The sequence below is a fragment of the Bradyrhizobium sp. T-12 genome, from assembly GCF_058314695.1.
On sequence record NZ_CM177756.1, the window covers coordinates 4,888,621 to 4,909,080 of the forward strand.

Here is a 20,460-nt window from a genome sequence, read left to right on the forward strand (position 1 = left end):
GGCTTCACGCAGCCCCCATCGCTTTTTCGATCGCCGCCAGTGCGTCGGTCGCCTTGGCTCCATCGGGGCCGCCGGCCTGCGCCATGTCGGGCCGGCCGCCGCCGCCCTTGCCGCCGAGCGCCTCGGAGGCAACGCGCACCAGGTTCACGGCGTTGAAGCGCGCGGTCAGGTCCGCAGTGACGCCGACCACGACACCCGCCTTGCCGTCCTCGGTGACGCCGACGATGGCGACGACGCCGGAGCCGATCTGCTTCTTCGCCTCGTCGGCGAGGCTCTTGAGATCCTTCATCTCGATGCCCTCGACCGCGCGCGCCATCAGCTTGACGCCGCCGGCCTCGCGCACGCTGGCCGCTGCACCATCGCCGCTCGAGACGCCGCCGCCCATCGCCAGCTTCTTGCGGGCGTCGGAGAGCTCGCGCTCGAGCTTCTTGCGCTCTTCCATCAGCGCGGCGATGCGCGCCGGGACGTCGTCGAGCGAGGTACGCAGCTCGCTCGCCGCGGTCTTCGCCAGCGCCATGGTGTCGTTGGCGTGCCGGCGCGCATAGTTGCCGGTCAGCGCCTCGATGCGGCGCACGCCGGAGGCGACCGCGCTCTCGCTCGTCAGCGTGATCAGGCCGATGTCGCCGGTGCGCTTGACATGCGTACCGCCGCAGAGCTCGACCGACCAGCCGAGCGCGTTGGTGCCGCGCTCGCGCGCGGTGCGGCCCATCGAGACGACGCGGACCTCGTCGCCGTATTTCTCACCGAACAGGGCGCGGGCACCGGCTTCGCGGGCTTCATCGACGCCCATCACGCGCGTGGTGACCTCGTCGTTCTCCAGCACCACGTCGTTGGCGATGTCCTCGACGCGCGCGAGCTCCTCCGCCGTGATCGGCTTCGGATGCACGAAGTCGAAGCGCAGGCGGTCCGGCGCCACCATCGAGCCGCGCTGGGCGATGTGATCGCCGAGCACCTGGCGCAACGCCTCGTGAATGAGATGCGTCGCCGAGTGATGCGCGCGGATCGAGGAGCGCCGCGAATGATCCACTTCGAGCTGCAGCGCCGTGCCGATTTTCAGCTCGCCGCTCTCGACGGTGCCGACATGGACGAAGAAATCGCCGAGCTTCTTCTGGGTGTCGGCGACGCGGAACTTGATGCCGCCCTCGCCCGTGAGCACGCCGGTGTCGCCGACCTGGCCGCCGGATTCCGCATAGAACGGCGTCTGGTTCAGCACGATCGCGCCCGTCTCGCCGGCCTTGAGGCTTGCGACCACCGCACCATCTTTCACCAGCGCGGACACCACGCCCTCGGCGCTCTCGGTCTCGTAGCCCAGGAATTCGGTCGCACCCAGCTTCTCGCGCAGCGGGAACCAGATCGCTTCGGACGCAGCTTCGCCAGAGCCCTTCCAGGACTCGCGCGCCTTGGCCTTCTGCCGCTCCATCGCGTCGGTGAACGCGGCCTGGTCGACGCCGATGCCGCGCGACTTCAGCGCGTCCTGCGTCAGATCCAGCGGGAAGCCATAGGTGTCATACAGCGTGAAGGCGACGTCGCCGTCGAACATGTCGCCCTTCTTCAGCGACGCGCTCTTCTCGTCGAGGATGGCAAGGCCGCGGACCAGCGTCTTCCGGAAGCGGGTCTCTTCCAGCCGCAGCGTTTCCTCGATAAGATTTTCGGCGCGCATCAAATCCGGATAGGCCTGGCCCATCTCGCGCACCAGCGCCCAGACGAGGCGATGCATCAACGGCTCCTTGGCGCCGAGCAGTTGCGCATGGCGCATCGCGCGGCGCATGATCCGGCGCAGCACGTAGCCGCGGCCCTCGTTCGAGGGCAGCACGCCGTCCGCGACCAGGAAGGCCGAGGAGCGCAAATGGTCGGCGATGACGCGGAACGAGGCGACGTTCTGCTCGTTCGGCCCGCTGCCGAGCGCGGACGAGGTCGCGTCGATCAGGTGACGGAACAGGTCGGTCTCGAACACGCTGTCGACGCCCTGCATGATGCAGGCCATGCGCTCGAGGCCCATGCCGGTGTCGATCGAGGGACGCGGCAGGTCAACGCGCTCCTCCTTCGTCACCTGCTCGTATTGCATGAACACGAGATTCCAGAATTCGAGGAAGCGGTCGCCGTCCTCTTCCGGCGTGCCGGGAGGCCCGCCCCAGATGTGATCGCCGCGGTCGATGAAGATCTCCGAGCACGGGCCGCACGGGCCGGTGTCGCCCATCGCCCAGAAATTGTCCGAGGTCGGAATGCGGATGATGCGATCGTCGGAAAAGCCGGCGATCTTCTTCCAGAGCCCGTGCGCCTCGTCGTCGGTGTGGTAGACGGTGACGAGCAGCTTGTCCTTCTTGAGCCCGAAATCCTTGGTGATCAGCTTCCAGGCCAGCTCGATCGCGCGCTCCTTGAAATAGTCGCCGAACGAGAAGTTGCCGAGCATCTCGAAGAAGGTGAGATGGCGCGCGGTGTAGCCGACATTGTCGAGGTCGTTGTGCTTGCCGCCGGCGCGCACGCATTTTTGCGACGTGGTGGCGCGCTGATAGGGCCGCTTCTCGACGCCGGTGAAGACGTTCTTGAACTGCACCATGCCGGCATTGGTGAACATCAACGTCGGATCGTTGCGCGGCACGAGGGGCGAGGACGACACGATCTCGTGGCCGTTCTCGGCAAAGAAGTTCAGAAAGGTCGACCTGATCTCGTTGACGCCGCTCATGTTCATCCAATCGGGTATGCTTGGACCCGCTTCCCAGCCATCCAAACCGCGCGTTTGGGCTGATATCTGCGGGCCAAAGCGCTTTTAGACAAGGCCAGCTTCGCTGTCCAGAAACTGTGCAGAGAGATCAGAGGGTTGCCGCAGGCGCTCAGTCCCCCTTGCAATCCCGTTGAAAGGCACGGATGCCGCGTTGACAGGCTTGGCCAGCCTGTGGTCTTTACCCATTTGTATCGTACGGCCACGTCGGGAGAGACCGGCTTTAGGCAGCCGGCGCCGAAGGAGCAACCGCCCCGGAAACTCTCAGGCAAAAGGACCGCGTGGCTTTGACGACATCTGGAAAGAGGCGCCGACGGGCGAATACCTTCTAAGGAAGGTTGGCCCGGATAGCGTCCGCCGACGGGATAATACTCTCAGGCACAGCGACAGATGGGGCTTCGACTGGTTTGTCTCGGGGAATCGTCCCCGGGGAACCGCCGAGGGCCCCTGCGATGCTGGCGCGTGACGACAAAGACTCCCTGAAACGTACCCCCCTCTACAATCTGCATGTGTCGCTCGGCGGCAAGATGGTGCCGTTCGCGGGCTATGAGATGCCCGTGCAATACCCCGCGGGCGTGCTCAAGGAGCACCTCCAGACCCGCAGCTCCGCCGGCCTGTTCGACGTCTCCCATATGGGCCAGCTAGCGCTACGGCCGAAATCCGGCAAGGTGGAGGACGCCGCCCGTGCGCTGGAGCGGCTGGTGCCGCAGGACATTCTGGCGATCGCGCCCGGCCGGCAGCGCTATGCCCAATTCACCAATCCGGACGGCGGCATTCTCGACGATCTCATGGTCGCCAATTTCGGCGACCACCTGTTCCTGGTCGTCAACGCCGCCTGCAAGGCGGAGGACGAGGCGCATCTGCGCGCGAATCTCTCGGACGATTGCATCATCGATTCGCTCCAGGACCGCGCGCTGATCGCGCTCCAGGGCCCGAAGGCGGAAGCGGCGCTGGCGAAATTCTGTGCAGAGGCGCCCGCCATGACATTCATGGTTGCCGGCCCGCACGAGGTCGCCGGCATCAAGTGTTTCGTCTCGCGCTCCGGCTACACCGGCGAGGACGGTTTTGAGATTTCCATCCCGGCCGCCGATGCCGAGCGGCTCGCGAAGTCGCTGCTGGAAAACCCCGACGTGATGCCGATCGGCCTTGGCGCCCGCGACAGCCTGCGGCTGGAAGCAGGCCTCTGCCTCTACGGCCACGACATCGACACCGCGACCACGCCGGTCGAGGCGGCGCTGGAATGGTCGGTGCAGAAGAGCCGCCGCAAGGGCGGCGCGCGCGCCGGCGGCTTTCCCGGCACTGAGAAAATCCTCGCCCATTTCGACAACGGGGCATCCCGCCGCCGCGTCGGTCTGCGTGCCGAAGGCCGCGCGCCGGTGCGCGAAGGCGCGCTGCTGTTTGCGGACGCCGCCTCCGGCGAGCCGATCGGAAAGGTCACCTCGGGCGGTTTTGGGCCGACCCTGAACGCGCCGGTCGCGATGGGCTACGTGCCCACGGCCATGAGCGCGCTCGATACGAAACTCTTTGCCGAGGTGCGCGGCCAGCGGCTGCCGCTCACCGTCGCCGCCATGCCCTTCGTGAAAAACACCTACAAACGCTGAGGACTTGAAATGACCACGACGCTGTACACCTCCGACCACGAATGGCTGGCGATCGACGGCGATGTCGCGACCGTCGGCATCACCGATTATGCCCAGCAGCAGCTCGGCGATGTCGTGTTCGTGGAGCTGCCCAAGGTCGGCCGCACGCTGAAGAAGGCGGAAGCCGCCGCCGTGGTGGAATCGGTTAAGGCCGCCTCCGACGTCTACGCGCCTGTCACCGGCGAGGTGCTCGAGACCAATGCTGAGCTCGCGGCCGAGCCGGCGCTCGTGAACTCGGATGCGCAAGGCAAGGCCTGGTTCTTCAAGATCAAGATCGCCGACAAGAACGAGCTCGGCGGCCTCATGGATGAAGCTGCGTACAAGGCACATACGGCTTAGGGACGATGGAGCAAGCGATGACCGCGCACCGCAAGACCAACGGCGACACCGCCGCCAGTTTCGTTCGCCGCCATATCGGCCCTTCGGCGCGCGATGTGGCCGCCATGCTGGAGGCCGTCAGCGCAAAGAGCGTCGATGCTTTGATGGCGGAGACGCTGCCGGCCTCGATCCGGCAGGCCGCGCCGCTCGATCTCGGCAAGCCGCTAAGCGAGACCGAGGCGATCGCGCACATGGCCGAGCTGGCGCGACAGAACCAGGTCTTCACCTCGCTGATCGGCCAAGGCTACTCCGGCACGATCCTGCCCGCGGTGATCCAGCGCAACATTTTGGAGAACCCGGCCTGGTACACGGCCTACACGCCCTATCAGCCCGAGATCAGCCAGGGCCGGCTGGAAGCGCTGCTCAACTTCCAGACCATGATCTGCGACCTCACCGGGCTCGACGTCGCCAACGCCTCGCTGCTCGATGAAGCCACCGCGGCGGCCGAAGCCATGGCGCTCGCCGAGCGGCATTCGCAGGTCAAGGCGCAAGCCTTCTTCGTCGACAAGGACGTGCATCCGCAGACGCTGGCGGTGATGCGCACCCGCGCCGAGCCGCTCGGCTGGAAGCTGATCGTCGGCGATCCCTTCACCGATCTCGACAAGGCCGACGTGCTCGGCGCGCTGCTGCAATACCCGGGCTGTTCCGGCGCCGTGCGCGACCTCAGGCCCGCGATAGCAGCGTTGAAAGCCAAGGGCGCGCTCGCGATTCTCGCCGCCGATCTCCTCGCGCTGACGCTGCTCGCCTCCCCGGGCGAGCTCGGTGCCGACATCGCGATCGGCTCCGCTCAGCGTTTCGGCGTGCCGATGGGCTATGGCGGACCGCACGCCGCCTATATGGCGGTGCGCGATGTGCTCAAACGCTCGCTGCCCGGCCGCATCGTCGGCCTCTCCGTGGATTCGCGCGGCGCACCCGCCTATCGGCTCGCGCTGCAGACCCGCGAGCAGCACATCCGCCGCGAGAAGGCGACCTCCAACATCTGCACCGCCCAGGTGCTGCTCGCCGTGATCGCCTCGATGTATGCGGTCTATCATGGCCCCGAGGGCCTCTCGCAAATCGCGCGCAATTTGCATCGCCGCGCCGCGGTGCTCGCGGCCGGCCTGCGCAAGCTCGGCTTTGCGCCGCAGTCGGAGGCCTTCTTCGACACGCTGAGCGTCGATGCCGGCGCCAGGCGCGCCGAGATCGTCGCGCGCGCGGCCGCTGAGAAGATCAATCTCGGCGTCGGTGACACCGCTCTGCGCATTGCGCTCGACGAGACCACGACGCCCGCGACCGTCGAAGCGGTCTGGCGCGCGTTCGGCGGCACGCTGTCCTACGCCGAGATCGACGCGACCACGCGCGAGGCGCTGCCGGAGGCGCTGAAGCGCACCACGGCTTTCCTCACCCACCCGGTGTTCCACGCGCATCGCTCGGAGACCGAGATGCTGCGCTACATGCGCAAGCTCTCAGATCGCGACCTCGCGCTCGACCGTGCGATGATCCCGCTGGGATCCTGCACGATGAAGCTGAACGCAACCACCGAGATGATGCCCCTGACCTGGCCGGAATTCGCGACGCTGCACCCGTTCGTCCCGCGCGAGCAGGCGGCCGGCTATCACGCGCTGTTCGCACGGCTGGAAAAGTGGCTGTGCGACATCACCGGCTATGACGCGATCTCGCTGCAGCCGAATTCCGGCGCGCAAGGCGAATATGCCGGGCTGCTCGCGATCCGCGGCTACCATGCCGCGCGCGGCGAGAGCCACCGCAAGATCTGCCTGATCCCCTCCTCCGCCCACGGCACCAATCCGGCTTCGGCCGCGATGGTCGGCATGGACGTGGTGGTGGTGTCCTGCGAGAAGAACGGCGACGTCGACGTCAACGATCTCCGCGCCAAGGCCCAGAAGCATTCGAACGACCTCGCCGCGGTCATGATCACCTATCCCTCCACCCACGGCGTGTTCGAGGAGCACATCCGCGAGATCTGCGACATCGTGCACGGCCATGGCGGCCAGGTCTATCTCGACGGTGCCAACCTCAATGCGCAGGTCGGCCTCTCCAGGCCCGGCGATTACGGCGCCGACGTCAGCCACCTCAATTTGCACAAGACCTTCTGCATCCCGCATGGCGGCGGCGGTCCCGGCATGGGCCCGATCGGAGTGAAGGCGCATCTCGCGCCGTTCCTGCCGGGTCATCCCACGACGAACGGCGATGCACCGGTCGGTCCGGTCTCGGCCGCGCCGTTCGGCTCGGCGTCGATCCTGACCATCTCCTACATCTACATCCTGATGATGGGCGGCGACGGCCTGAAGCGCGCCACCGAGATCGCAATCCTCAACGCCAACTACATCGCCGCGCGCCTCGATCCGCACTTCCCGGTGCTCTACAAGAACGAGAAGGGCCGCGTCGCCCATGAGTGCATCGTCGATCCCCGTCCGCTGAAGGTTACGTCCGGCGTCACCGTAGACGACATCGCCAAGCGCCTGATCGACTACGGCTTCCACGCCCCGACCATGAGCTTCCCGGTGCCGGGCACGCTGATGATCGAGCCCACCGAGTCGGAATCCAAGGCCGAGCTGGACCGCTTCTGCGATGCCATGATCGCGATCCGGAAGGAGATCGCCGAGGTCGAGGCCGGCCGCTTCAAGATCGAGGCCTCGCCGCTGCGCAACGCCCCGCACACCGTGCACGATATCGCGGATGACGACTGGAAGCGCGCCTATACCCGCGCCGAAGGCTGCTTCCCCGCGGGCACCTCGCGCACCGACAAATATTGGAGCCCGGTGGGGCGCGTCGACAACGTCTACGGCGACCGCAACCTCGTGTGCTCCTGCCCGCCGGTGAGCGATTACGCGCAAGCGGCGGAGTGAGGTTTCTTAGGGTGGTTTAGCGGGCGGCGGCGCGAAGCGCTGTCCGCCGGCGTAGCCCACCACTTCACTTCTGCGGAGACGGACGTTGTGGGTTACGTCTTTGACTAACCCTACGGCGGTTTCTGAGCATCATTCTGCGCCGAGTTCGTCCTCTGACGGCCCGGCTTCTTTCTCGTAATCTGGTTCATTCATTGCTGCGGCTTGCCGTTCCAGCAACTCCAGAAAGTCGTGCTGATCATCACGAAACGGGCACCGAAGACGTCGGCAACTCAACGTCCTCAATGCCCGCTCCTCGCGATAACTCTGTACTCGAAAACTACTCGTCCGTCGGCTCCTCGCCGTCGGCATCGCGCTCGGGCGTGCCGGCCAGGATCTGCTCGGCGATCAGGCCGGAGTTCTGGCGGATCGCGGTCTCGATCTTGGCGGTGATGTCGGGGTTGGCCTTCAAGAACGCTTTCGAATTCTCGCGGCCTTGGCCGAGGCGCTGGCTGTCATAGGAGAACCAGGCGCCGGACTTTTCGACGATGCCGGCCTTGACGCCGAGATCGAGGATCTCGCCCATCTTGGACACGCCCTCGCCGTACATGATGTCGAACTCGACCTGCTTGAACGGCGGTGCCAGCTTGTTCTTGACCACTTTGACGCGCGTGGTGTTGCCGACCACCTCGTCGCGCTCCTTGATCGCACCGATGCGGCGAATGTCGAGGCGGACGGAGGCGTAGAATTTCAGCGCGTTGCCGCCGGTCGTGGTTTCGGGCGAGCCGTACATCACACCGATCTTCATGCGGATCTGGTTGATGAAGATCACCATGGTGTTGGACTTGTTGATCGAGGCCGTCAGCTTGCGCAGCGCCTGGCTCATCAGCCGCGCCTGCAGACCCGGCAGCGCATCGCCCATCTCGCCCTCGAGCTCGGCCTTCGGCACCAGCGCCGCGACCGAATCGATCACCAGCACGTCGACCGCGCCGGAGCGCACCAGCGTGTCGCAGATTTCCAGCGCCTGCTCGCCGGTGTCCGGCTGCGAGATCAAGAGCTCGTCGATGTTGACGCCAAGCTTGCGGGCATAGACCGGGTCGAGCGCGTGCTCGGCGTCGATGAAGGCGCAGATGCCGCCCTTCTTCTGCGCTTCCGCCACCGTATGCAGCGCCAAGGTGGTTTTACCTGAGGATTCCGGCCCGTAGATCTCGACGATGCGCCCCTTGGGCAGGCCGCCAATGCCCAGCGCGATGTCCAGCCCGAGCGACCCCGAAGACACCGCCTCGATGTCCATGGACCGATCGTTCTTGCCCAGCTTCATCACCGAGCCCTTGCCGAACTGGCGCTCGATCTGAGAGAGCGCGGCGGCCAGAGCTTTACTCTTGTCCATGGAGGATCCTTCGACGATACGCAGGGCAGTTGCGGACATTGGGTCGTGCTCCTTATGGCGAGGATTCGCGTGAGGGACAAACGGTTGCGAGGGCGGCTCGGCGATAAAAGCAACGTACCCTATTTGTTCTAGGTTCGCAATATGTTCTTTGCGGATTTGGGGTACTGTCCGTATTTGACCCCGGGTGTCCTAAGTTAACTTTAGGCGTGTCCTAAATCCGTAGTTCTCCGGGCGAGAACGGACGCGAAATAAATAGGTCCGAATTTGTTCTGCTGGCGTGTATTTATAAGCGGAACACGTAGAAGTAAGGCCGCCTCAGTGGGCGGCCTCTTTCATCCAAAGGATACTGAGCAGATATGCCAGTTCCCGCTGGTAACGTTCGGCGGACGAATTCACCTGCAAGCGCTTCCCCTCGACCATATGGAAACTGCCGATCTTCAAGCGCGAGATCGGGATGCTCTTCGCGCCACTGATGCGGCCAGACGTTCAGGCTCAGCTTAGCGATGACGGCGTGCCAAACCCCGGACCGGTTGGCTGAATTAATTTCACTGGCCTGATTTGATTTTGCGAGTGGCCTATTTCGGCCAGTACCGGATTTGGGTGCTGCCCGTATTTAAACCCCCGCCAAGCGACCCGGTGGCGACAGCTCGATCTTCAAACCCGGCTCGCCCCTGCGCGTTGTGCGCACAATTGAACAGACGCCGTTCCGTTTCTGGATCCTAATCCATCATCATCCGCGAGGGCCCGCGGCAGCTACCGGTGAAGCGAACGCCGATTCGCTCCCGCCTTCCTCGCACGAACAATGGCGGGTCATGCTCAAGCGGCGACGGTTCAAGCAACAACTGACCCTTCAAGACCGGCTCTCCGCATGGGTGAAGCAGGTCAAGGAGGACGCTGCCAGGCTGCCTCCCGGCCCAGAGCGGGATGCCCTGCTCAAGAAGGCGCGCCAGGCCGAGTTGGCAAATCATCTGCAGGACTGGGTCAAATCCCCCGGGCTGCAACCGCCGAAATAACAGCGCGGCCACGACATTCCTCCCGACCGAAGCTGACGTGCGTCGAAGGCCTATGACCTGTCGTCGTCATAATTCCGCAATCCTGCGGCACCGAACCTTTTCGCGGTCTCAGCCTTGTCCAAGACAAGACCGCAACTATTGGGGATCTCAGTCATGACGGACAACGAGCACCGCGAAACGTCCAGGCGCAAACCCCTGCTGCAGGCGGCGCAGGAGGAGATGACGAAGTTCGAGCGCAAGGAGAACGAGTTCCGCAAGAAGGACCGCGACGAGCGCGCCAGCGAGCTCCGTCTTCCCCTGAACGAAATCAAGGTCCACTGAAGCCTGTCGAGACTCGCCTTCGGAATCGACGACGACGGCGCTGTCGGAGGAGCTTCAGCCGCCGGGCGTGGGTGCGCATGGCGGGATGACGCGCCGAGCTCATACAGCCTGCCGCGCACAATGACGGTATCTAAGCACTACCTATAAGCCATTGAAATAACAACAAATTTCCATGAGGCCTACTGTGCATGGGGTTGTTTTCCAGTTTTGAGATTGGCGGCATGCCCGTTGCCCGCGATCATCGCAGGGTACGGCCGCTGCCTGCACGATCCCCTACAGCAGCGCCAGCAGCACGAGGCCGATCACCAGCACCACGAAGCCAGCCGCGGTCGCGGCGGCAAATGACCGCTCTACGTTATCCATGATGCCACCCCGTTGCCGGCGTGCCACGTTTCCCCCATGGCTGCGCCGAACGGTGTGAAATCTTGCCGACCTGTGTGTCGGCAGTTGTGCGAACGGATGTCGAAATTGGGACCGGTGCGGGGCCAGTCTGCGGCCTGTGCCAGGCTCGGAAAGCTGCCGCCTGTCAGGCTGCCGTAAGCGGAGCCGGCTAGGATGATGCGGCTATGGTGTTGCAGCCCAGCACCTCAGCCTCCAACAACTCTCTGCCCCGCTTGGCTCTCCCCAGGCGGGGCTTTTTCATGCCTGACGGCCGGCCGCCGACTCACGTTCCTCTCGCGTCAGGCGCAGCGAGAAGGCGCGGATCGCGGGCGCAGCCAACAGCACGATCGGCACCATGGTGGCCCAGGCGATGAGCCACGACACCATCCAATGTTCAAAGAAGATCATGCCATCGCCGGCAGGAAAGCTGGCGACCCACGCTGCAATCAGCGAGGTCAATCCGGACTGGATAATTCCAAAGACGAAATGACTGTACCGCCGGGGAATGCCGAGCATGTCGAGCCCATGATGCTTGCTCTCATCAAGCAAGCAAAGCACATGCCGCCGCTGGCAGGGAACCGGAATCCACCGCAGCGCGAACACACGGGCCTGCGGTTCAGGAACTCTGTTCATGGTCGGAGAACCACGGGGTTCGCCCGGCAATCTGCAGATTTTGCTTGTGCCCGGAATATTATGACGACCACCATGTTAACAGTCATGAGGGTGAATCGTGGGAGGTCGCCATGAATCACAGGGGCATCGAGTTCACCGTCGCCAAGACGGCGATTCCCGGAATCTGGCAATGGCAGTTCCGCATCGGCGAGCAGATCAAGACCGGCAAGACCGAGACGAAAATTGATCTGCTCGCGATCCGCCGCGTGCAGTTGCGGATCGATCGGGAGCTGAAGCGATCGGCCGGACAACGGCCTGAACCGGCCGGATGAATTGTCGGCAATCGCGAGGCGCCTTGCGCCCCGCCACGGCTGGCAGGCCCGCTGCTGCAGCATCATCCGTAGCCGCCCGGAATTGATCTGACGCCGGTTTGGGATTGGACTGCGCGCGCCCATGGCCGTGGGGACGAGGCCATCACGCGTGCGACCGGTGCTGCCCATGCCGCTCTATTTCTTTCGAATCCGGAATGGCCGTTATTCCGGCTGCGCCGACCAGGCGACGGAATTCGCCGATCGCGATTCGGCCTGGAAAGAGATGACCAGCGTCTGCGCGGACATGACCGCCGGCATCGCCCGCAAGCTCCAGGAAAATTCCGAATGGCACATGGAGCTCCTAGACGAGGCCAAGGAGCCCGTGTTCCGGATCCGCATCGTCGCCGAAACCCTCGAATAGCATGAGCCCTCGGAGCAGGCCCGCCTAGTCCGCGCTGGGCAGCCGCCGCATGGTGAATTCGATCTCGCCGCCGGGCAGTTCGCGCCAGGTCTCGACCGCGCTCATATAGCCGGCCTTGGGGTAGCGGGCGAAGAAGGCCTGCGCCCGTTCCCGCGCCGCGGTGCGCGGCAGCGTGAAGGTCTCGCGCAGATAACCGTCGCCGCCCGTTCGGCCGGGCTTGCCGGCCACCTTGCGCCGGCGTGACATCCGCTCGGCGAGATCCCGCGGACGATCGGCCATATCCTGCCCTCCTCTACGCGCTACGCTCAGAGGCAAATGTAGGGCGCGGGCCGGCTGAAGAGGAGTCCCGTTCGCAAGGCGTCGGACCGTCCCCGACGCGGCCAAAGTCAGTTGGCGGCCGTGCCGCTCTTGGACTTCTTCGGCGCGCTGGTTGCAGCCGATGCCTTCGGCGCCGGCTGTTTCGGCGGATCGGAGCGCATGCCGCCCCAGGGATCGTTGGACGCCTTGTTGTCCGGAATCTTCTTCAGCGTTTCCTTATAGGCCTTGTCGCGCTCGGCTTCCGCGGCCTTCTCTTCGGGGGTCTTGCTCGGGGCGTCCTGCAGCAAATTGAGCTGGGGCATTTGCGCGTAGGCCGGGCCGGCCAGCACGGCCAGCACCGCGGCCAAACGGAAAAGCTTCATCATCCACTCCTTGATCAATCCATGACGCACGGATCGCCCGCGCCGTGCCATCCGTGTCGCCCCGGGCGCGTTCGGAGCCCCGCTAGAGCCGATCCGACCGGCACGATTTGGGCCCATGCAGCCAATCGTCCCAGATCGGGCCGCATCTGGTGCACCCGCTCAGCGCGAGGCCGAGCGCGACCATACAAAAAACCAGGACACCCCGACGCAACATCATCCACCCGTACCCCAAGCGAGGCATCATACCGGGCCAAGTCAGGCATTTTCAAGCCGGCGGGACCGCCGCGACCGGGTGACTTTGCCGCGCCGATGCGCGCACAATGGGAGCGAAACATCCGGCAATACAGGAGTGTGCGACAGCAATGCAAAGGCAACCAGACGCCGAATTCGGCCTCCCCGACGCCAGACGCATCCTCGGCGAGGTTTTCGCGCCCTGGGTCCAGGATCTCAACCTCGCGATCGAGCGCCTCGAGCACGCGCAGCCGGCGGATGTCCCGGACTGGCAACCGGGCGCGCTCCTGCGCATGCCGTTTTCGGAACGGTTGTGCCGGAACGGCGGCGTGGTCTGCGGCCAGGCCCTGATGGCGCTCGCCGACACCGCAATGGTGATCGCGAACCTCGCGGCCAATCGCGGCTACCGCCCCATGACCACGGTCGACCAGACCACGCATTTCATGCGCGCGGTATCCTCCTCGGACGTGCTGGCGGACGCACGCGTGGTCCGACTCGGGCGCACCATGAGCTTTGGCCGCGTCACGCTGCTCTCGGCGACCGACAACAAGCCGGTCGCGATGGTGTCCAGCGCCTTCGCGATGTTGCCGGGCTGATCCAAAAAACGAGAGCCGCGTGAGCGCAAAGCGCACCCGCGGCTCTCCATCACGATCGCATCGAAGCAGTCACGCTTCGGCCCGCGTGCGTCACATCACTTGCCGAGCACTTCGTCGGCCGCGGTGACGATGCTGGCCGTCGGGTTCTTTCCGCAATAGGCACCGAATTTCTTGGCGTTCTCGATGAACACGTCGGTGTCGATGATCGCGTTGTCCTCGTCGCCCTTGTACCAGCCATCCATCCAGGTCAGCACCACCTGGATGTTGTCTTCGCCGCTCTCGAGGAACTGCTTGCAGCTCATGGTCGAGAGGTCCCACTTGACGGCGTGGGCGGGCATCGACGACAGCGAGAACGCTGCAGCGAACAGAAGCGAAAGCGTGGTCTTCATCGGAATCTCCATCGGCGCGTAACGCCATAAAAGAAAGGCTTGTCGGGAAAGTCGGCGGAGAGCCTCTCCGCTCGAACGTCGTAAACGAAGTCTGAAACGCCAGGTAAGCAGCGCCAGTATTGAATTTAGTTCAACGCAATTTCTATGCACTACTCCTTGATCATCATGATGGATCGACTCGGATGATCGAGAGGCGTACAGCGCAGCGTCACCGTGTTTTCAAGGGTGGAACGATCACCTTCGAAAACAACGGCATCGCTTGCACGGTGCGAAACATGTCGGCGGGCGGCGCGGCGATCGACCTCGACGCTCCCGTCACGTTGCCGCAATCGTTCACGCTCTCGATCGCACGCGACGACTTCGTACGGAATTGTCGCACAGTTTGGCGCAGTAACAAGCGCGTCGGCCTCGCCTTCGTGCAATAGCGCGCGCGATGTGAACGAGTGTTCGCATCACATCCACAATACGATGATGATTGCGCGACACGACGAGGGCTCTGCCTCGCGAAGCAGGCGATTGTGGGTACCCGTCGTGATCCCGCCGGAACATGATTCGAAAAGCCCGAATCAGACCCGCTACTCTATTTCGGCTTCTTGGCCGGTTCGCTCGGGCGGGCGCCGCCCCATGGGTCGTACTTGTCCTTGGGCTCGGGAATGCGCTCGAGCGCAGCCTTGTAGGCCTTCTCGTCGACCTTGGGCTTGTTGTCCGCGGGCTTGGCCGAGTCCTGGGGCGGCCGCCGGCCCTGTGCCTGCGCCGGGGCAGCCGTCAGCGCCAGCGCGGCGGCCGCGATGACCAAAATCCTCATTGCTGCAATCCCCTTCGTCTGGGGTACACGCTAGCCTGCAATCGCGGAATAGCAAATACCGCGGGCTCCAAGGATTGATTTCAAGGCTTGGTGGAGGCTTCAGCAAATCTTGATCGGCGAGGACTTCGCCGGACCGCATTCGTGCCTATCTGTTGGCCCGCAGGGGACTTTCGCGGATGTTACGGATTGTTGCTCAAGCGGCGCTGCTCGCCGGCGCGCTCGCGCTCGGCGCCTGCGGCTTTGCCGACAGCCGCGCGCCGGTGCCTGAGTTCATGCGCATGAAGGAGACCGAGCAACCGGCGCCCGAAGCGCCCCCCGACGTCAAGCGTGTGGTGCGCGAACAGATCGACGTTGTCTTCCTCACCACCTCCTATCCGCGCGAGGTGCACGTCGCCCCGCCCCATCGCGAGGTGCGAGGACCGGGCTGGACCGCCTGCGTCCGCGCCCAGCTCACCTCCGCGACCGGCACGTCGCTTGGCGCCCAGACCTACATCGTGACGATCAATGGCGGAAAGGTCGTCGATCGCCGGCGCGCCGAAGCCGACGACATCTGCGGGACCGAGACTTACGAGCCGATCTAGGAGCGCTGAAAGAGAAAGTTCCGGGAAAAACCAGCATTTTGGCCGGGAACGATAGCCGCCTCCCCTTCTTGTTACCGCCGAGGGCAGTTTCGAGGAGGACATGATGAAGACATTTGCGATTGCGCTGCTGGCGGGCGTGGGTGCCCTGGCGGCCGCCTCGGGCGCGAAGGCTTCCGATATCTACACGACCAGCGAGTACACCAATCCGGATCTGGTTCAGCAGGTGCGGCTCGTCTGCGACGACGCCGGCCGCTGCTATCGCACGCGTGGCGGCGCGCGCGTGATCGTGCGCGATTCCTACAACTACATGCCGCGCGAACGCTATTACGAGCGCCGAACCTATCATCGCGATTGGGATGACGGTCCGCGCGCCGGCGTCGGCATCCGCGCGCCTGGCGTCAGCGTCGGCGTCGGTGACCGCTGGTAATCGCTAGTCATCAATAAAGCCGATGGACGTGACCGGACGAGAGAACTCGTCCGGTCACGTCCGCGCGTCAACCTGCCCGACAAGCGGAAATCAGGCCACAACCGATTGCTGCTGAAACTGCTCGTAGGCCGCGATTGCGTCAGCAGCGTACATCAGCGACGGCCCGCCGCCCATGTAGACGGCCATGCCGAGCGTTTCCTCGATCTCCTCGCGGGTCGCACCAAGCTTGACGAGCGCTTCGGCGTGAAACCCGATGCAGCCGTCGCAATGCGCGGCGACGCCGAGCGCCAGCGCCATCAGTTCCTTGGTCTTCTTGTCCAGCGCGCCGTCACGCGTGGCGGCCTGGGCGAGCGCGGAAAATCCCTTCATGGTGTCGGGAATGTCGCTGCGAAGCTTCTTCAGATTGGCCGAGATGTTCCTGGTGATGTCGGCGTAGTTCTTGTCCATCGGACCCTCGCTAGTTGGATTTGGCTGCGGTCGGACCCGCCTCGCGCGGTGCGCGCAGGGCGATATAGATCGCGGGGATCACCAGCACGGTGAGCAGCGTCGACGAGGCGAGCCCGAACAGGAGCGAGATCGCCAGCCCCTGAAAGATCGGATCGAGCAGGATGGTCGCGGCCCCGATCATGGCGGCGAGCGCAGTGAGCAGGATCGGCTTGAAACGCACAGCGCCCGCCTGCAGCACCACATCGCGCAGCGACTTGCCGTCTGCGTTGCTGTGCCGGATGAAGTCGACCAGCAGGATCGAGTTGCGCACGATGATGCCGGCAAGCGCGATGAAGCCAATCATCGAGGTCGCGGTGAACGGCGCACCCAGCAGCCAGTGTCCGATCAGGATGCCGATCAACGTCAGCGGAATTGGCGTCAGGATGACGAGTGGCAGACGGAAGCTCCGGAACTGGGCGACGACCAGCACGTAGATGCCGAGGATGGCTGCCCCGAAGGCGGCGCCCATGTCGCGGAAGGTCACCCAGGTGATCTCCCATTCGCCGTCCCATAGCAGCGTCGGCCGCGACTCGTCCGAGGGCTGGCCGTGCAGGCTGATCGCGGGCTTCGGCAGCCGGCCCCAGTCATGAGTCTCGACGCGATCGGCAACCGCGAGCATGCCGTAAAGCGGCGCCTCGAAGCGCCCGGCGAGCTCGGCCATCACCATGTCGGCGAAGCGGCCGTCGCGGCGGAAGATCGTCGGCGAGCCCTCCTCCATGGTCGCCTTCACGACCTGGCCAAGCTCGACCACCGTCTTGCTGCCGGGCAACGTGTCGGCCGGCACCGGTGTCGAGGCCAGCGCCTCGTCCCAGACCAGATCGCGCTTTCCGAGATGCACCGCGATCTCTATCGGATTGCGGTCCTCGCCGCGATGCGAATAGCCGATCGAGATGCCGCCGAACAGCGCCTGGATGGTGTCGTAGACGTCGCGCTGCTCGACGCCGAAGAATTCGAGCCGGTCCTGGTCGATCGAGAGCCGCAGCCGCGGCCGCTTCTCGCCGATCGAATCGTCGATGTCGACGATGAACGGCACGTCCGCGAACACCTTCTTGAGCTCGGCCGTGACCGCACGGCGCGTGGCCGCATCGGGACCGTAGACCTCGGCGAGCAGCGTCGACAGCACCGGCGGCCCCGGCGGCACCTCGACCACCTTGAGGCTGGTGCCCGCGGGCGTATCAAGCGCCTTCAGCTTCTCGCGCAGCTCGAGCGCGATCTCGTGGCTCGCGCGCTTGCGCTCGCCGCGCGCGGCCAGATTGACCTGCACTTCGCCGAGCTCGGGCCTCTCCCGCAGATAATAGTGACGCACCAGGCCGTTGAAATTGAAGGGAGCCGGCGTGCCGGCATAGGATTGCAGCGAGGTGACCTCGGGCAGTTGCCGCGCGATCTCGGCCGCGCCGAACAGCGTGCGCTCGGTCGCCTCCAGGCTCGCGCCTTCCGGCAGGTCGACTACCACGGCGATTTCGGACTTGTTGTCGAACGGCAGCAGTTTGACCGTCACCGACTTGGTCGCGAACAGCGTCATCGACAGCAGGGTCGCGATGCCGACGCCGAGCAGGAAGATCCAGGCCGACCGCTTGCTCCGCACGATCGGCGTAGCGAAGCGACGGTAAAGCCGGCCGAGCCGACCTTCGTCCTGCTCCGCATGCGCGGAGGCCGTCTCGCCCTTCGGTGCGAGCTTGAGCATCAGCCAGGGCGCCACCACCATCGCGACGAAGAACGAGAACAGCATCGCCGCCGACGCATTGGCCGGGATCGGCGCCATATAGGGACCCATCAGGCCCGACACGAACAACATCGGCAGCAGCGCGGCGACCACGGTCAGCGTTGCGACGATGGTGGGATTGCCGACCTCCGCAACCGCCTCGATGGTCGCCTGCAGCCGCGGCCGGCCGTCGCGCATGCCCCAGTGCCGCGCGATGTTCTCGACCACGACGATGGCGTCGTCGACCAGAATGCCGATGGAGAAGATCAGCGCGAACAGGCTGACGCGGTTGATGGTGTAGCCCATCAAATTGGCCGCGAACATCGTGAGGAGAATTGTCGTGGGGATCACGACGAAGGTCACCAGCGCCTCGCGCCAACCGATCGCGACCGCGATCAGGACGACGATCGAGACCGTCGCGAGGCCGAGGTGGAACAAGAGCTCGTTGGCCTTCTCGTTGGCCGTCTCACCATAGTCGCGCGTCACCGTCACCTGGATATCATCCGGGATCAGGCGCGACTTCAATCCGTCGAGGCGCTTGGCGATGTTCTCGGACACGACGACAGCATTGGCGCCGGCCCGCTTCGCCAGCGCCAGGCTGACGGCGGGCGTGCGCGTCCACTGCCCGGCGGGCCCGCGCGAATCCGTCCAGACCCGATGCTCGATGGTGCTCGGACCGACGACGACGGAGGCGACGTCCTTGACATAGACCGGCCGGCCGTCGCGGCTCGTGATCAGCAACAATCCGATGTCGGGAACGCCTGACAGCGTCTGCCCCGCCGCAACGCCTCGGACGATGCCGGCATCGCGGACCTGCCCGGCCAGGAACGAGCGGTTGGCGTCCTTCACCTTGGCCACGAGCTGCTGCAGCGTGACGCCGAACAACGACAGCTTCTCCGGATCGGGCTCGACCCGGATCTGTTGCGCCGCGCCGCCGGAAATGTAGGTGAGACCGATGTCGTCGACCTTCATCAGCTCCGCGCGCAGCTTGTCGGCGAGCTCATAGAGGTCCTTGTCGGTCCAGCGGCTGGCCGCCTCCGGCTTCGGCGACAGCGTCAACACCGACACCGCGACGTCATTGATGCCCCGTCCCACGATCAGCGGCTCGGGGATGCCGACGGGAATGCGGTCGAGATTGGCGCGGATTTTCTCGTGCACCCGCAGGATGGCATCCTCGAACTTGGTGCCCACCAGGAAGCGCGCGGTGACCATCACGCGGTCGTCTTCGGTCTGGCTGTAGACGTGCTCGACGCCGTCGATACCCTTGACGATCGATTCCAGCGGCTTGCTCACCAGTTCCACGGCGTCGGGCGCGCGCAGGCCGTCGGCATTGACGCGGATGTCCACCATGGGAACGCTGATCTGCGGCTCCTCCTCGCGCGGGATCACGACGACGGCGATCAGCCCCACGACGAGCCCGCCGAGCAGGAACAGCGGCGTCAGCGGCGATGCGATGGTCGACCGGGTCAACCGTCCTGACAGACCGAGATTCATGGCCGCACCAATTCGTCGCCGGCCCGGATGCCCGACAGGATCTCGAGCCCGTCAGGAAGCGAAGGGGTCGGCATCTCGCGGCCGCGCTGCACCGGCACGTCAATCGTCCCATCCGCTTTCCGAAGCTGGACGTAGTCGACGCCGAACCGGGTCGTCACATAGCTGGAAGGAATGACGAAGGCCGACCGCACGCCGCCGGCGATCCAGACCCGCAAGCGATCGCCGACGAAATACTCGCCGAGCCCCTCGACGGTCGCGTCCGCGATGACCCGCCCCTCCTCGATCTGAGGATAGACGAGGTCGACCACACCCCATTTAGAGGCTTCGCCTGCCAGCTCTGCACCATCGACGCGGACCTTATCGCCGGCTTTGAGGAAGCGCGCGTGGCGCTCCGGCACGCGCAGCCGCAGCTTGAAGTTCTGCTCGGCGACCGTGACGATCGGATCGCCCGCAAGCACGACGGATCCCATGGTGATCAGTCGCTTCAACACGCGTCCGTCCGCCGGCGCCAGCACTTGTCCCTGGTTGAGCTGCTCGTTGATGACGGCGCGCTCCGCGGTCCTGGCGCGCAGGCCGTTGTCGGCGACGTTGAGCGCCGTGCGCTGCTCGTCGAGCTTGACGCGCGGCAGGATGCCGCGCTCGACCAGCCCTTCAGTCCGGGTGAAGTCGAGCTGCGCCTGCTTGGCCTGGGCCTGCAGCGCCTCGATCTGCGCATCGAGCGATGTCATCTGGAGGACGAGCTTCTCGTCCCCGATCGCTGCGATGATTTGACCCGCGGCGACGCGATCCCCTTCCCGCACCTTGAGCTGAACGACGGTGCCGCCGATGCGGCTACGCGCCGGGACCACGCTGATGCTCTCGACGGTCGCGAAGACCGCCTTCTCGTCGGCGACCTTCTGCTGCGCAACGCCAAACGTCTCCGCGGCGGCAAGGGATGCCGGCGGTACCCCGATCGCCGCCCACGCGGCCAACAGCCCCAGGCGCGCCAGATATTGCAAGGGACGCATCCGTGTCCTCATTGGTTCATCGCACCGCGCCGCGGTGTCCTCTCATTTCATCGA

The 20,460-nt window shown here is 64.9% G+C and carries 21 protein-coding genes and 1 riboswitch; of the genes, 11 read left to right on the forward strand and 10 right to left on the reverse strand.

What is annotated here, in order from left to right:
• Positions 1-4: 4 nt before the first annotated feature.
• Positions 5-2,683, reverse strand: coding sequence for an alanine--tRNA ligase (alaS, locus tag AC0WRY_RS23385; RefSeq protein ID WP_491121125.1), 2,679 nt, complete (start codon positions 2,681-2,683; stop codon positions 5-7).
• A gap of 234 nt (positions 2,684-2,917) precedes the next feature.
• Positions 2,918-3,008, forward strand: a riboswitch (glycine riboswitch).
• Between the two features lie 163 nt (positions 3,009-3,171).
• Here alaS and gcvT point away from each other — a divergent pair.
• From gcvT to gcvP, 3 genes are read left to right on the forward strand one after another with little or no spacing between them, the layout of a single operon-like run.
• Positions 3,172-4,320, forward strand: coding sequence for a glycine cleavage system aminomethyltransferase GcvT (gene gcvT / locus AC0WRY_RS23390; RefSeq protein ID WP_491121128.1), 1,149 nt, complete (start codon positions 3,172-3,174; stop codon positions 4,318-4,320).
• Positions 4,321-4,329: 9 nt separating this feature from the next.
• A complete protein-coding gene (gene gcvH, locus AC0WRY_RS23395) occupies positions 4,330-4,698 on the forward strand; it encodes a glycine cleavage system protein GcvH (protein WP_194403166.1) in 369 nt (122 codons plus the stop codon).
• A gap of 17 nt (positions 4,699-4,715) precedes the next feature.
• Positions 4,716-7,583: an aminomethyl-transferring glycine dehydrogenase gene (gcvP, locus tag AC0WRY_RS23400; protein ID WP_491121131.1), complete on the forward strand. Its 2,868-nt coding sequence runs from the start codon at positions 4,716-4,718 to the stop codon at positions 7,581-7,583.
• A gap of 316 nt (positions 7,584-7,899) precedes the next feature.
• On the opposite strand, the gene recA is transcribed toward gcvP, so the two are convergent.
• On the reverse strand, positions 7,900-8,988 hold the full coding sequence (gene recA / locus AC0WRY_RS23405) for a recombinase RecA (protein ID WP_126260835.1): 1,089 nt from the start codon (positions 8,986-8,988) through the stop codon (positions 7,900-7,902).
• Positions 8,989-9,761: 773 nt separating this feature from the next.
• Here recA and AC0WRY_RS23410 point away from each other — a divergent pair.
• Together AC0WRY_RS23410 and AC0WRY_RS23415 are read left to right on the forward strand one after the other, a co-directional pair.
• Positions 9,762-9,962: a hypothetical protein gene (locus AC0WRY_RS23410; RefSeq protein WP_194403168.1), complete on the forward strand. Its 201-nt coding sequence runs from the start codon at positions 9,762-9,764 to the stop codon at positions 9,960-9,962.
• 153 nt (positions 9,963-10,115) lie between these two features.
• On the forward strand, positions 10,116-10,283 hold the full coding sequence (locus tag AC0WRY_RS23415) for a hypothetical protein (RefSeq protein WP_491121134.1): 168 nt from the start codon (positions 10,116-10,118) through the stop codon (positions 10,281-10,283).
• A 639-nt stretch (positions 10,284-10,922) separates the two neighbouring features.
• On the opposite strand, the gene AC0WRY_RS23420 is transcribed toward AC0WRY_RS23415, so the two are convergent.
• Positions 10,923-11,180: a DUF2798 domain-containing protein gene (locus tag AC0WRY_RS23420; protein ID WP_194408381.1), complete on the reverse strand. Its 258-nt coding sequence runs from the start codon at positions 11,178-11,180 to the stop codon at positions 10,923-10,925.
• Between the two features lie 227 nt (positions 11,181-11,407).
• Here AC0WRY_RS23420 and AC0WRY_RS23425 point away from each other — a divergent pair, with 227 nt between their 5' ends.
• Positions 11,408-11,608 (forward strand): hypothetical protein, encoded by a 201-nt coding sequence (locus AC0WRY_RS23425; RefSeq protein ID WP_194403170.1) that lies wholly within the window; start codon positions 11,408-11,410, stop codon positions 11,606-11,608.
• A gap of 166 nt (positions 11,609-11,774) precedes the next feature.
• Complete coding sequence (locus AC0WRY_RS23430; RefSeq protein ID WP_194403171.1) at positions 11,775-12,008, forward strand: DUF6894 family protein; 234 nt, start codon at positions 11,775-11,777, stop codon at positions 12,006-12,008.
• Between the two features lie 24 nt (positions 12,009-12,032).
• On the opposite strand, the gene AC0WRY_RS23435 is transcribed toward AC0WRY_RS23430, so the two are convergent.
• Complete coding sequence (locus tag AC0WRY_RS23435; RefSeq protein WP_491121139.1) at positions 12,033-12,287, reverse strand: hypothetical protein; 255 nt, start codon at positions 12,285-12,287, stop codon at positions 12,033-12,035.
• 107 nt (positions 12,288-12,394) lie between these two features.
• A complete protein-coding gene (locus AC0WRY_RS23440) occupies positions 12,395-12,688 on the reverse strand; it encodes a hypothetical protein (protein WP_194403173.1) in 294 nt (97 codons plus the stop codon).
• 362 nt (positions 12,689-13,050) lie between these two features.
• On the opposite strand from AC0WRY_RS23440, the gene AC0WRY_RS23445 reads away from it, so the two are divergent.
• The gene (locus AC0WRY_RS23445) at positions 13,051-13,515 is read left to right on the forward strand and encodes a PaaI family thioesterase (protein ID WP_194403174.1); all 465 of its coding nucleotides are present in this window, start codon (positions 13,051-13,053) and stop codon (positions 13,513-13,515) included.
• A 95-nt stretch (positions 13,516-13,610) separates the two neighbouring features.
• Here AC0WRY_RS23445 and AC0WRY_RS23450 read toward each other — a convergent pair whose 3' ends face one another.
• The gene (locus AC0WRY_RS23450) at positions 13,611-13,904 is read right to left on the reverse strand and encodes an HdeA family protein (protein ID WP_247552289.1); all 294 of its coding nucleotides are present in this window, start codon (positions 13,902-13,904) and stop codon (positions 13,611-13,613) included.
• Positions 13,905-14,086: 182 nt separating this feature from the next.
• Here AC0WRY_RS23450 and AC0WRY_RS23455 point away from each other — a divergent pair, with 182 nt between their 5' ends.
• Positions 14,087-14,329: a PilZ domain-containing protein gene (locus AC0WRY_RS23455; protein WP_194403175.1), complete on the forward strand. Its 243-nt coding sequence runs from the start codon at positions 14,087-14,089 to the stop codon at positions 14,327-14,329.
• A gap of 155 nt (positions 14,330-14,484) precedes the next feature.
• Here AC0WRY_RS23455 and AC0WRY_RS23460 read toward each other — a convergent pair whose 3' ends face one another.
• On the reverse strand, positions 14,485-14,709 hold the full coding sequence (locus AC0WRY_RS23460) for a hypothetical protein (protein WP_211418925.1): 225 nt from the start codon (positions 14,707-14,709) through the stop codon (positions 14,485-14,487).
• A 176-nt stretch (positions 14,710-14,885) separates the two neighbouring features.
• Here AC0WRY_RS23460 and AC0WRY_RS23465 point away from each other — a divergent pair, with 176 nt between their 5' ends.
• Positions 14,886-15,290, forward strand: a complete 405-nt coding sequence (locus tag AC0WRY_RS23465) for a hypothetical protein (RefSeq protein WP_491121143.1) — start codon at positions 14,886-14,888, stop codon at positions 15,288-15,290.
• Positions 15,291-15,390: 100 nt separating this feature from the next.
• Entirely contained in the window at positions 15,391-15,717 is a 327-nt protein-coding gene (locus AC0WRY_RS23470) for a hypothetical protein (protein ID WP_491121145.1), read from the forward strand.
• A gap of 90 nt (positions 15,718-15,807) precedes the next feature.
• Here the strand turns inward: AC0WRY_RS23470 and AC0WRY_RS23475 are convergent, their stop codons facing one another.
• From AC0WRY_RS23475 to AC0WRY_RS23485, 3 genes are read right to left on the reverse strand one after another with little or no spacing between them, the layout of a single operon-like run.
• A complete protein-coding gene (locus tag AC0WRY_RS23475) occupies positions 15,808-16,164 on the reverse strand; it encodes a carboxymuconolactone decarboxylase family protein (protein WP_491121147.1) in 357 nt (118 codons plus the stop codon).
• Between the two features lie 10 nt (positions 16,165-16,174).
• On the reverse strand, positions 16,175-19,399 hold the full coding sequence (locus AC0WRY_RS23480; RefSeq protein ID WP_491121149.1) for an efflux RND transporter permease subunit: 3,225 nt from the start codon (positions 19,397-19,399) through the stop codon (positions 16,175-16,177).
• Entirely contained in the window at positions 19,396-20,406 is a 1,011-nt protein-coding gene (locus AC0WRY_RS23485) for an efflux RND transporter periplasmic adaptor subunit (RefSeq protein WP_194408383.1), read from the reverse strand. Before AC0WRY_RS23485 ends, AC0WRY_RS23480 begins: the two co-directional genes overlap by 4 nt.
• Positions 20,407-20,460: the final 54 nt, after the last annotated feature.

Excerpts from the sequence above, each read along its gene's own strand:
- AC0WRY_RS23435 (WP_491121139.1), bottom strand. The coding sequence starts at position 12,287 with ATGGCCGATCGTCCGCGGGATCTCGCCGAGCGGATGTCACGCCGGCGC.
- gcvP (WP_491121131.1), top strand. The coding sequence starts at position 4,716 with ATGACCGCGCACCGCAAGACCAACGGCGACACCGCCGCCAGTTTCGTT.
- AC0WRY_RS23425 (WP_194403170.1), top strand. The coding sequence starts at position 11,408 with ATGAATCACAGGGGCATCGAGTTCACCGTCGCCAAGACGGCGATTCCC.
- AC0WRY_RS23455 (WP_194403175.1), top strand. The coding sequence starts at position 14,087 with ATGATCGAGAGGCGTACAGCGCAGCGTCACCGTGTTTTCAAGGGTGGA.
- AC0WRY_RS23485 (WP_194408383.1), bottom strand. The coding sequence starts at position 20,406 with ATGCGTCCCTTGCAATATCTGGCGCGCCTGGGGCTGTTGGCCGCGTGG.
- AC0WRY_RS23470 (WP_491121145.1), top strand. The coding sequence starts at position 15,391 with ATGATGAAGACATTTGCGATTGCGCTGCTGGCGGGCGTGGGTGCCCTG.
- AC0WRY_RS23445 (WP_194403174.1), top strand. The coding sequence starts at position 13,051 with ATGCAAAGGCAACCAGACGCCGAATTCGGCCTCCCCGACGCCAGACGC.
- alaS (WP_491121125.1), bottom strand. The coding sequence starts at position 2,683 with ATGAGCGGCGTCAACGAGATCAGGTCGACCTTTCTGAACTTCTTTGCC.
- AC0WRY_RS23465 (WP_491121143.1), top strand. The coding sequence starts at position 14,886 with ATGTTACGGATTGTTGCTCAAGCGGCGCTGCTCGCCGGCGCGCTCGCG.
- AC0WRY_RS23480 (WP_491121149.1), bottom strand. The coding sequence starts at position 19,399 with ATGAATCTCGGTCTGTCAGGACGGTTGACCCGGTCGACCATCGCATCG.
- AC0WRY_RS23460 (WP_211418925.1), bottom strand. The coding sequence starts at position 14,709 with ATGAGGATTTTGGTCATCGCGGCCGCCGCGCTGGCGCTGACGGCTGCC.
- AC0WRY_RS23410 (WP_194403168.1), top strand. The coding sequence starts at position 9,762 with ATGCTCAAGCGGCGACGGTTCAAGCAACAACTGACCCTTCAAGACCGG.
- AC0WRY_RS23475 (WP_491121147.1), bottom strand. The coding sequence starts at position 16,164 with ATGGACAAGAACTACGCCGACATCACCAGGAACATCTCGGCCAATCTG.
- AC0WRY_RS23420 (WP_194408381.1), bottom strand. The coding sequence starts at position 11,180 with ATGCTCGGCATTCCCCGGCGGTACAGTCATTTCGTCTTTGGAATTATC.
- gcvT (WP_491121128.1), top strand. The coding sequence starts at position 3,172 with ATGCTGGCGCGTGACGACAAAGACTCCCTGAAACGTACCCCCCTCTAC.
- recA (WP_126260835.1), bottom strand. The coding sequence starts at position 8,988 with ATGTCCGCAACTGCCCTGCGTATCGTCGAAGGATCCTCCATGGACAAG.
- AC0WRY_RS23450 (WP_247552289.1), bottom strand. The coding sequence starts at position 13,904 with ATGAAGACCACGCTTTCGCTTCTGTTCGCTGCAGCGTTCTCGCTGTCG.
- gcvH (WP_194403166.1), top strand. The coding sequence starts at position 4,330 with ATGACCACGACGCTGTACACCTCCGACCACGAATGGCTGGCGATCGAC.
- AC0WRY_RS23440 (WP_194403173.1), bottom strand. The coding sequence starts at position 12,688 with ATGAAGCTTTTCCGTTTGGCCGCGGTGCTGGCCGTGCTGGCCGGCCCG.
- AC0WRY_RS23415 (WP_491121134.1), top strand. The coding sequence starts at position 10,116 with ATGACGGACAACGAGCACCGCGAAACGTCCAGGCGCAAACCCCTGCTG.
- AC0WRY_RS23430 (WP_194403171.1), top strand. The coding sequence starts at position 11,775 with ATGCCGCTCTATTTCTTTCGAATCCGGAATGGCCGTTATTCCGGCTGC.